Source organism: Microbacterium sp. (assembly GCF_043427715.1).
GTDB lineage: Bacteria > Actinomycetota > Actinomycetes > Actinomycetales > Microbacteriaceae > Microbacterium.
This window is the reverse complement of the sequence record NZ_JBHWTD010000081.1, coordinates 1-9,795: the sequence shown is the minus strand read 5'-3', so window position 1 is coordinate 9,795 and position 9,795 is coordinate 1. Positions and strand designations below refer to the sequence as shown.

Genomic DNA, 9,795 nt, shown 5'->3' with positions numbered 1-9,795 from the left:
CACCCAGAGTCGGCGCGAACTCGATCGCAGAACGACCCGCGATCAGCCCTCGAACCGCGCCCGCCCGCGTCGCCCACGGAATCTTCCTCGACACAACGAACCTCCTCGACGAGGTGTTGCGCTAGGACTCTGAAACCGCCCGGGTTCGTCCCGAGACCAGGATGACGTCTTCGGGCCGGAGCACCGTCTCCGCTGTCGCGTGGGTCCAGGGTTTGCCGAGGGGTTTGACCGCGACGATGGTGACGCCGTGCTTGGCGCGCAGGTCGGTCTGGCCGAGCGGGATGCCGGTGATCGCGCGGTGCGGGGTGGTGCGCACGAGGGCGAAGTCGTTGTCGACTTCGATGTAGTCCTGCATGCTGCCGCGCACCAGGTGTGCGACCCGGCGCCCCATGTCCTGCTCCGGGTAGATCACATGCGGCACACCGAGCTGCTCGAGGATCGCGCCGTGCGCGCCGCTGACCGCCTTGGCCCAGACATCCCGGATCCCGAAGCGCAGCAGCAGCGACGTGGTGAGGATGCTCGCCTCCAGGTCGCTGCCGATCGCGACGACCACACGGTCGAACTCGGGTACGGCGAGTTGACGGAGCACATCCTCACTGGTGGTGTCGGCGGCGACCACATGCGTGAGACGGCCGTTGAGGGCCTGCACGACCTCCTCCCGGGTGTCGATGCCGAGCACTTCGGTGTCGTTGGCCATGAGCTCGAGTGCCAGGGAGCTGCCGAACCGGCCCAGCCCGAGCACGGCGACGGCGTTCGCGGACGCGACGCGGGACGGGTCGGTGCCGCCGAACAGGCGGATCTTCTTGTCAGCCAATGATCGGCCTTTCCTTGGGGAGCTCGTACAGCAACCGGCGCTCTCGTAGGGCGAGCGCTGAGGCGAAGGTGATCGGCCCGAGCCGGCCGATGAACATCAGCAGGATGAGCAGCACCTGCCCGATCGGGGGGATGTCGGCGGTGATCCCGGCTGAGAGTCCGACGGTGCCGAACGCGGAGGTGACTTCGAACAGCACCTTGTCCAGCGGGTGGTCGGTGACCAGCAGCATCAGGCCGGTGCTCCCGGCGACAAGGGCGACGGCGAGCAGTGCGACGGTGATCGCCTGTCGGTGCACGGCGCGGGAGAGCCGTTTGCCGAACACGTTCACCACCCCGTCGCCGCGCAGCTCGGCGATGATGATGAACAGCAGCACCCCGAACGTGGTGATCTTGATCCCGCCCGCGGTGCCGGCAGGGCCACCGCCGATGAACATCAGCGCGTCCATCCCGAACCAGGTCGCCTCGTGCAGCTGGGTGATGTCGACGCTGTTGAACCCCGCGGTGCGGGTCTGGACGGACTGGAAGAACCCGGCCAGCAGCTTGGCCGGCCACTCCAGCGGGCCCAGCGTTCGCGGGTTCGCCCACTCCAGTGCGGTGACGTAGACGGCGCCCAGGACGAGCAGCAGGATCGTCCCCCAGAGCACGAGGCGGGTGTGCATCGACCACAGCCGCGGCTCACGCAGGTGACGGCGCAGCTGCACCAGCACCGGGAACCCGAGGCCGCCGAGGATGATCGCCGCCGACATCGTCAGGCAGATCACCGGATCCGCGACGTAGCGCATCATGCTGTCGCTGTACAACGCGAACCCGGCGTTGTTGAACGACGACACCGAGTGGAACACCCCCAGCCAGACGGCCTCGCCGAACCCGTATCCGTAGGCGATCGCGAACTGCGCCGTGAGGATGATCGCCGCCGCGGCCTCGATCGTCAGTGAGATCAGCACGACGCCGCGAACGAGCGATCCGACACCTTCCAGGCCGAGACTCTTCACCTCCGCCGCCGCGACCAGGCGGGAGCGGAGCGAGAACCGGCGCAGCACGGCCAGGCCCACCACCGATGCAAAGGTCATCACCCCGAACCCGCCGACCTGGATCAGCGCCAGGATGACGGCCTGCCCGAATCCGGTCCAGTAGGTCGGCGTGTCGACCACGACCAAGCCCGTCACGCACAATGCGGAGGTGGCGGTGAACAGCGCCTCGAGGAAGCTCGCCCCGCCCGGTCCGGTCTTCGCGACAGGCAGCATCAGTAGTCCGGCGCCGACGATGCCGGCGCCGAAGAAGCCCAGGAAGATGACTTGCACCGGACGCAGCCGGCGGGTCGAAGTAGACCCGTCGCGCGTCGCACGAGCGAACAGCACCCGCCAATAGTAGTGATCGATGAAGCACCCGAGCCACGACACCGTGGGCGAGTCGCTCACCGCGATTGTTAGTTGCTAACATAATGGGCGTGACGGAGCAGCCGACGAAGCGGAACCGGACGCGGCAGCGCATCCTCGAGACAGCGTTCGAGCTGTTCGAGACGCACGGCTACGACCGGACGACGACGGCGCAGATCGCCGCAACGGCGGGGGTGAGCGAGATGACCCTGTTCCGTCACTTCGCGTCGAAGGATCGCCTGCTCCTGGACGACCCCTACGATCCGCTCATCGCGGAGGCCGTCGCCGCGCAGCCGCCAGCAATGCCCGCCCTTGCGCGGGTGACGGCCGGGGTGCGCGTCGCGTGGCGCACCGTGCCCGGGCCCGCGGAAGAAGCGGTGCGCCGGCGGATGCGGATCGCCGCCCGCACCCCCGGGCTGACCGGCGCCATCCGCGCCAACACCCGCGCCACCGAGAACGCGATCGCCCAGGCCCTCACCGACACCGGCGCCGACCCGACCGTCGCGCAGATCGCCGCAGCGGCCACGCTGGCCGCGCTGATGGAGTCGCTGACCGCCTGGGCCGTCACGGACGACCCGGGCCCGCTCGACGACGCGATACGGCTCGCCCTCGACGTCCTCGATCGCACGGTGACACGATGAGCGCCGGACTCAGCGCCTCCGCCGTGACCCGTACGTTCCGAGGCGGCGCCGGCATCCATGACGTCCACATCGAGGTGCGGCCGGGCACGATCCACGCGCTCGTCGGGCTCAACGGCGCCGGCAAGACCACCCTCATGAAGGTGCTGCTCGGAATGCTCCGGCCCACGGCAGGGCGCGTCCTGCTGGGCGGGACCGACCTCCGAAAGCTGCCGGCTGCCGCATGGTCGGGCGTCGGCCACGTCATCGAGCACCCGCTTGCCTACGGCGACCTCACCGCACGGGAGAACCTGCTGCTATCCGCGCGGCTGCACGGCCTGACCGCTGGGGTCGCCGCCGGAGCCGTCGACACCGCCATCGGAGCGTTCGGCCTGGAACCCTACGCCGAGGTGAGGGTACGGCAGCTCTCCGCCGGCAACCGGCAGCGGGTCGGACTCGCCGCCGCCATGCAGCACCACCCGCGCGTCGTCGTGCTCGACGAGCCCACCAGCACCCTCGACCCCGCCGGGGTGCTGCTGCTCCGCGACGCACTGCGCACCCGCCGCGCCGCCGGTGCCGCTGTACTCGTGTCCAGCCATCACCTGGACGAGGTCGCCCGGATCGCCGACCGCATCACCGTGCTCAACGCCGGCCGCGTCATCGGCACGCTCGACCCAACGGGCGCCGACCTCGAGCAGGCGTTCTTCGCGTCGGTTCTCGCCGACGACCAGGAACGGGGGCAGGCATGAGCATCTTCCGCTCTGCATTGGTGACCGAGACACGCAAGGCCGTCACGTCCCGCGTCCTGCGGTGGACCACGGGGCTTCTCCTGGTCAGCGTGACTGCGCTGGTCGCCGGCATCCTCGCCGCGATGAAGCTCGGCGACCCCCAACTGACGGCGAAGCTCGGCCCGATCGCGGACCTCGACGGGTGGTCCGCGCTGCTCGCGATCGCCGCGCAGATCACCGCCGCCGGCGTCATGCCCGCGCTCGGCATCGGGCTCAGCTGGATGATCGGCCGCGAGTTCGCGGACGGCACGATCACCGGACTGTTCGCCCTCCCCGTGCCGCGATGGGCGATCGCCCTGGCCAAGCTGCTCATCTACCTCGCCTGGACGATCGCAGTCTCGCTCGCACTGTGTGCCACGCTCCTGACGCTCGGATTGCTGCTCGGTCACGGGGCGCCCGGCCCCACCGAGTGGCAAGCCCTCGCCCGCCAGATCCCGGTGACCATCTTCGTCGGCCTCGCCGCCACACCCGCCGCCTGGGCCACCACCCTCGGCCGCGGATTGCTCCCTGGGATCGCGACCGCGATCGGCCTCCTCGTCATCGCACAGGTCATGGCCTTCATCGGCGTCGGAGCATGGTTCCCCATCGTCACCCCCGCACTCTGGGCCATCAACCCCGACAGCGTCACAGCCGGACAACTCGCCCTGATCCCCAGCGTCCCCTTCCTATTCGGAGCACTGACGCTCGTCGCCTGGCACCGCCTCCAACTCGACAAGTAGCCACCGGTCGCTGCGAGCATGAGCAACGTCCGCCGTCGTGCTTGATCATCGGGCCGAGCATCTTCGGCACCATCGCCAAGGTGGAGCAAGGTCTAGGAGAATCTAGGGAAACGCTAGACATCCCTAGATTTCGCTATATTCGCCAGCCTTCGTGGCAATCGGGATGATCGGCGTGGGCGGATCCTCCGTCGTGACTATGTCCTCGAGAGCAACCGACCGGGATCGCACTCAAGACTGTGCAGCGCCCCGGTGCACAGTCGACACCGGCAGGCGAAGCGCCTATTCCTGAAGCGCGAGATCGGGAAGCGGCCGTCGTCGCACCAGGACATCGTTCCTTGGTGCCGCCACCCCGGGCTCGAACGGCGGGACTTGGATGCGAACTGAGCTGAGGTGTCGCAGCAAGCAGCTGCGGTGGCGCTGCGATGCGGCGATCAGCGCCTTCTCCAGAGTCGCGGGCCGCTTGTTGTGCGCGTTCTGACGCATCCCGAAAGCGGTCTCGACGGCGGCCTTGCCGCGGGAGACGATCTTCTCGGCCACGTGGTGCAGCCGTGGCGTGGTGGAGCCTCGCATGATCGTGATGACCGCGGCCTCGAGCGCCCAGACCTGCTCTGCGAGGCTGAACCGCGGGCTGAGTAGGTAGCTCGCGAAAGACAGATCGGTCAGGACGGTCGTCAGGTTCACGACCTCCGGATACGCGACGAGAAAGACGGTCTCGGAGCTGAGCTCATCGACGCCGAGCGCAGCCACGCGTTCGGCGACGCGCGGGCTGATCTGGTCGTCCACCGCCCAGTACCGGATCAACGTTGCCGCCAGCTGCAACTCGCCGGTCGCGAGTCCTATCCCGCGCTTCCAGAGCGTTCCCGACAGGCAGCGTTCTGCGCGGGCGTACTCGGGGAATGGCGCGAGGTCGAAATCCGCTCCGTCGGTGTGCCATCGGCGGTGCCTGTTGCAGACGGCTCCGCCGCGACTGCACACGGTCGTGTGTGAACCGTCCGAGCACCGTTGGCACGCGGTGCGCGGACGCTGCGTGTACCCGCACTGTCTGCAGCGCGTGGGTTGCCATTGGTAGTGCTGACAGCGCACGTACATCGCGTTTCGGCGGGCGTCGGCGTCGAAGTGGCCCGGGGCGAGCCCGCCGAGCCGTTCCGCCCACCCCGCCGCGCGCTCGAGGTTGGGGCGCGACGGAGAGAGCCCTGCGACGGCCGTGACGTGGAGTCGCAGATCGCGCGGCGTGAGCATGTTCGCCGTGGCGAGCCTGGCGAGGTACCCGCTCACCGTTTCCGCAGGCAGTGGACGCACCCCGATCGGAAGGGGACGCACGTCTTCCACTCGCTGCGGAGACCTCATGTTGCGGCGGGCACCGGAGTGGAGTCGGCTGGGACGGTGCCGAACAGCGTGTCGAGGTCGAGCCGCTCGGTGCCGTTGTCGATCGCGTCCATCGCGAGCATGTGCAGCATCCCGGTGAGATCGCCGATCACGCCTCCGGTTGCGGCATGCAGCTGACTGGCGTGGCGCAGCACCGCGCCCTCTTGCTGGCCGATGAGCCCGAGAGAGCTCTCCACGGCGACGAGCAGATCGGCCCAGTTCGCCTTGGCTTTGCCGGAGTTCTCGAACTTCTGCAGGTGCATGATTTGGAACCGGCTGCTGATCTGCCGACCGCGGGTGCCGTCAAGGAGCCCGCTGGCCTCGACATCCACACCCGCGTACACGAACGTACCGGGGCACTTCTCCGACAGCTGTTTGAGGGTGTCAGAGGCTTCTCCCATCTGCTTGTACTTCTGGTTGATGTTGTGGATCTCGTCGACGATGATCAGCTCGGTTCCGCACGCGGCGATCACGCTCGCGACCGTGTTCATCAGCTCGCCGGTGTTGTAGTGCGGTCGGATCGGGAGACCGAGGAAGTGCGCGAACTCGCCCAGCATCAGCTTCGGTGAGCACGACGGCGGAACCGAGACGTAGATGACGGGGATCGAGTTGCCGCCGCCGGCGCGGCCGACATCGCGGCGGCGGCGCTCGAACCGGCGGGCGATGTGCGCGACGGTCGTCGTCTTGCCGATGTTGGGTTCGCCGGAGACGATCACGCCGAGCTTGCCGTGAGACTTGTACTGGTTGAGCATCAGGCGCCGCAGGATCTCGGTCTCGATCGCAGCGAACTGCGCCGTGTGCACCACCGGGCCGCGGATCATGAACTGCTTGCGGGCTTCACGGTTCATCGCACGATCCGCCGGTGAGAGCGCGTCGAGCTCGGCGCGAGTGATCGGGATGGGCTTGTCGAGGGTCTCGCTGACGAACGCGGACCACCCTTCCCGCGTGTTGATCGCCTGGGTCATGTCAGCCGCTCCCACACCCCGTCATCGTCCGCGAGGAGCGAGAACCCACCGCCGCGATCCCAGATCACCTCGTCGCCGCCGGGCTCGTCCTCGGACTCTTCGCGAGCGACCGTCTTGGAGATGCCCGTCAGGTGCATCGGGTCGCGATCCACCTCCGCCGTGCGAACGGAACGGTTGCGCTTGTTGCCGGAGCGCACCCACTGAGCCCGCTTCATCCGGTCTGCCAGCTGCGCGGCATCCTCTCTCACGGCGCGATCGTGATCCGCATCGACGTCACGGGAGGCTCGCCAGATGTCGCCGCCCATCGGCTGATCCAGCAGATCGGGGGCGCCGCGGAAAGGCACGAAGTCGCCGTCGTGCTCGACCCAGATGTAGAGCGGGTTGTTGGGATCGTACCGGATCTGGCAGGGCCGTGTCGCTCCTTCGCCTTGGGCTCCGGCGGCGCGGAGCTCTGGAAGGCGCCGGGACTTGTAGACGCGACGCGAGAAGTTGATGCCGTAGTCCTGCAGGGTACAGGTCTTCGATGGCAACAGTCCGATGAAGTCGGCGAGCTCGAAGGGCACGTGGATCTCCGGCGCCACCCGGCGGTACGCACGGAACATCTCGTTGGGCGTGAGGAAGCGGCCGGGGAGCAATGGGTCGGTGAGCCCGTCGTGTGGTCGGTTCTGCCACTCGATTGCGACCCAGTCCTCGAGGAGCTCTTGCAGCTGGGCCAGGGCGAGCGCCTCGTCGGTCGGTTCATCTCGGCCCCGCCGTTCGACGCTGCCGCCCGTGAAGCCTTCCAAATACTGCACGAACCGGGTGACCATCGTCTCGAACGTGCGCTCGACGTGCGGCTTGTCGGTCGGCGTCTGCTTGCTCGCGAAGATCAGAGAGATCCCCAGCCGTGCGCATCCCAGCCGGAAGGCTTGAGAGCGAAAGATCTTGCCGTTGTCGGTCGTGATCGTCTCGGGGAAGATGTACGGCTGCGCGAGCCGATGCTGATCCAGCCGATCCTGCTCGATCATGAACTTGCCCGCCCAGGTCGCGGCCACCCGCTCACGTTGCTCGCGGGCACCCGGCGGCCGCCGGTCGTAGGGGGTCAGCGCCCGAGCGAGGACTCCCGCCAGGTCAGCGCTGTTGGTCGCGATCGCGCGAACCATCGCCGCCAGGATCGAGCGGGTGGCGACATCGTGGATGATCGTGAGTTCGGCACGGTTGAGACGCCCATCCAGCAGCCGGCAAGGAACGTCGATCACCGTGGAGTCGATCTGCACGTGTTCGCCCGGGCGGAGGGATCCATGCAACCCGAATGCCCGGCCCGGCTTGTTCGCTTCGGTCTCTCGACGCCTCGCCGATGAACTGAGCTTGCGAGCCGTGGGGTGTGCCGCGATCAGGCGGTACAGCGTCCGGTCGCTCGGCAGGTCGATGCTCTCACCGAGATCCTCCTCGAGCATCCACTTCACGTTGTCGACGGTGCGAGACCGCGTGCCCGAGGAGCGTTTCACTCCTGCAGCGCCCAATTGACTCAGGGCGGCCGCGATGCGCGCGTCGACCGAAGGCTTGCGTCCGTTCTGTCGGCGCTTGTCGATGAGCCCGAGGACGCCCTCGGCGCGGTAGCGCTGGTACTTGCGACGCACGGTCTCCGTCGACACCTGGACGAACGGTGCCATGGCATCGCGAACGTCCTGGAGCAATGGCTTGAGCTCGGCGCCGGCGTCGACCGCGACCTTCACCGCCTCCAGCTGTTCGACCCAGGCATCCAGCACGCGTCGCTCCGCCTCCGGCAACGCGGCAATCAACTGAATGTCGGGCGGTTCGCTCGAGAGCGGTCGCACATCGTGCCAGACGACGTCGGGGGCGCGCAGCAGTTCCTCGATGACGACCTCGCGGACGAACTCCTCCTCCAGCGATCGCAACACGGCGTGCCGATAGTCGATCGCGATAACGACGAACTCGTGACCGTCCCAGGTGAGGTGTGTTCCGATCCGCGCGCGCATCGCTATGCCGCCACTGCCGCCGTACTGAGCGAGAGCGGGAGATCCACGTCTACCCGAAGCCGCCGCCACCAAAGTGCCGAGTAGACGGCGCCCAATGGTTCCGCGCATAGGTTCGCGAGTAGTTCCTCCCACTCCCCCAGAGTCCTCTGCTCTCCTTCGGATGCACGGATCCTGGCCGTGGCTGACGCTGAGATCCAACGGTCGAAGCGATATCCAGAGAGGAAGCGGAGGTTGCGATGCTCAGTTACGGAGATGTCGCTCACGACTTGGTAGCCCCATCCGAGCCGCTCGCAGACCTCAGCAGTCATCCGGAACACCTCGGCGTCGTCATCGCCGATGCGCTCGGCAGGTCGCACGTCGACGACCGCGGCGCTGCCATCGTGATAGCGGACGAAGAAGTCGGGTGCGTGCTTGCCGGCGCCTTGCGGCCAGTGGATCCACATCGGCTGTGATGCGAGACCCGCTACTCGACGATCACGATCGAGCCGCATGAGCGCCGCGCGCTCGTACAGCGACTCGAACCACACATGCGAGGCTGTCGTCGCCGCCCAGTAGAAGCCCTCGTAGCTCCGCTTGTGCTTCCACGACGAAGGCACCCGCACGACGTCGACCGACTCGAAAGCGACGTCGTGCGCGTCCATCGCGTCACGGCGATCCCGCTTGCCGTCCAGGACCCACTCGAACTCCACCCGCACCGACACGGACGTAGGCGACGATCCGCTCACGCTCACTCCTCTCGCTCGCAGATGTTCAGTTGAGGAAGCGAACCTGACGGCGCCAGAGTACGACTCGCCGCTCGTCGACCGCTCGACGAAGAGCCGCGTGTCGCAGGCCCGTCCACAGAATCACTGGCACGGACGACAGAATCAACGCCTCAGACACAAGATCACTGGCACGGACGACAGAATCACTGTCATCGGACATATGTCGGCGGTCCGATGCGAAGGCCCGAGTCTCAGGCACATCACAAATTCATAACGGGAAACCCTTGCCGCCGTTATCTCGTCGTTATACAGTCGTCAGCACGGTAGCTGTTTTGCTGTGGCAGCTACCGGACATGTGATTGCAGGACACTCTTGGTGCAAGGGACAAGGCCCGGTCAGAAGCCTCTCTGACCGGGCCTTACTCTGTGGATCGCGTGCCCGTCGGCTCAGACGCCGCCCCCACCCACGG

Annotated in this window: 9 protein-coding genes; 3 read left to right on the top strand and 6 right to left on the bottom strand. The window is 67.4% G+C overall.

Annotated features, from left to right (window positions below):
- Positions 1–121: 121 nt before the first annotated feature.
- Positions 122–814, bottom strand: a complete 693-nt coding sequence (locus ACHFGS_RS08590) for a potassium channel family protein (RefSeq protein WP_394289367.1) — start codon at positions 812–814, stop codon at positions 122–124.
- A complete protein-coding gene (locus tag ACHFGS_RS08585) occupies positions 807–2,168 on the bottom strand; it encodes a TrkH family potassium uptake protein (protein WP_077049495.1) in 1,362 nt (453 codons plus the stop codon). Before ACHFGS_RS08585 ends, ACHFGS_RS08590 begins: the two co-directional genes overlap by 8 nt.
- Before the next feature lie 92 nt (positions 2,169–2,260).
- Between ACHFGS_RS08585 and ACHFGS_RS08580 the strand changes: the two genes are divergently transcribed.
- The 3 genes from ACHFGS_RS08580 to ACHFGS_RS08570 are packed head-to-tail and all read left to right on the top strand — an operon-like array spanning position 2,261 to position 4,313.
- A complete protein-coding gene (locus ACHFGS_RS08580; protein WP_238592308.1) occupies positions 2,261–2,830 on the top strand; it encodes a TetR/AcrR family transcriptional regulator in 570 nt (189 codons plus the stop codon).
- Entirely contained in the window at positions 2,827–3,555 is a 729-nt protein-coding gene (locus ACHFGS_RS08575; protein ID WP_077049449.1) for an ABC transporter ATP-binding protein, read from the top strand. The genes ACHFGS_RS08580 and ACHFGS_RS08575 overlap by 4 nt, the downstream gene beginning before the upstream one ends.
- Positions 3,552–4,313, top strand: a complete 762-nt coding sequence (locus tag ACHFGS_RS08570) for an ABC transporter permease (protein WP_394289366.1) — start codon at positions 3,552–3,554, stop codon at positions 4,311–4,313. Before ACHFGS_RS08575 ends, ACHFGS_RS08570 begins: the two co-directional genes overlap by 4 nt.
- A 279-nt stretch (positions 4,314–4,592) precedes the next feature.
- Here the strand turns inward: ACHFGS_RS08570 and ACHFGS_RS08565 are convergent, their stop codons facing one another.
- The 4 genes from ACHFGS_RS08565 to ACHFGS_RS08550 all read right to left on the bottom strand — a co-directional run bounded on the left by ACHFGS_RS08565 (position 4,593) and on the right by ACHFGS_RS08550 (position 9,347).
- Positions 4,593–5,588, bottom strand: coding sequence for a hypothetical protein (locus tag ACHFGS_RS08565; RefSeq protein WP_077049451.1), 996 nt, complete (start codon positions 5,586–5,588; stop codon positions 4,593–4,595).
- Positions 5,589–5,656: 68 nt separating this feature from the next.
- Positions 5,657–6,643, bottom strand: coding sequence for a TniB family NTP-binding protein (locus ACHFGS_RS08560; RefSeq protein WP_077049452.1), 987 nt, complete (start codon positions 6,641–6,643; stop codon positions 5,657–5,659).
- Positions 6,640–8,622 (bottom strand): Mu transposase C-terminal domain-containing protein, encoded by a 1,983-nt coding sequence (locus ACHFGS_RS08555; RefSeq protein ID WP_394278417.1) that lies wholly within the window; start codon positions 8,620–8,622, stop codon positions 6,640–6,642. The genes ACHFGS_RS08560 and ACHFGS_RS08555 overlap by 4 nt, the downstream gene beginning before the upstream one ends.
- 2 nt (positions 8,623–8,624) lie before the next feature.
- The gene (locus ACHFGS_RS08550) at positions 8,625–9,347 is read right to left on the bottom strand and encodes a TnsA-like heteromeric transposase endonuclease subunit (protein ID WP_394278416.1); all 723 of its coding nucleotides are present in this window, start codon (positions 9,345–9,347) and stop codon (positions 8,625–8,627) included.
- Positions 9,348–9,795 lie beyond the last annotated feature (448 nt).

What these genes read in the sequence shown, in the direction of transcription:
- ACHFGS_RS08575 (WP_077049449.1), top strand. Translation starts at nt 2,827, where the DNA reads ATGAGCGCCGGACTCAGCGCCTCCGCCGTGACCCGTACGTTCCGAGGC.
- ACHFGS_RS08560 (WP_077049452.1), bottom strand. Translation starts at nt 6,643, where the DNA reads ATGACCCAGGCGATCAACACGCGGGAAGGGTGGTCCGCGTTCGTCAGC.
- ACHFGS_RS08570 (WP_394289366.1), top strand. Translation starts at nt 3,552, where the DNA reads ATGAGCATCTTCCGCTCTGCATTGGTGACCGAGACACGCAAGGCCGTC.
- ACHFGS_RS08555 (WP_394278417.1), bottom strand. Translation starts at nt 8,622, where the DNA reads ATGCGCGCGCGGATCGGAACACACCTCACCTGGGACGGTCACGAGTTC.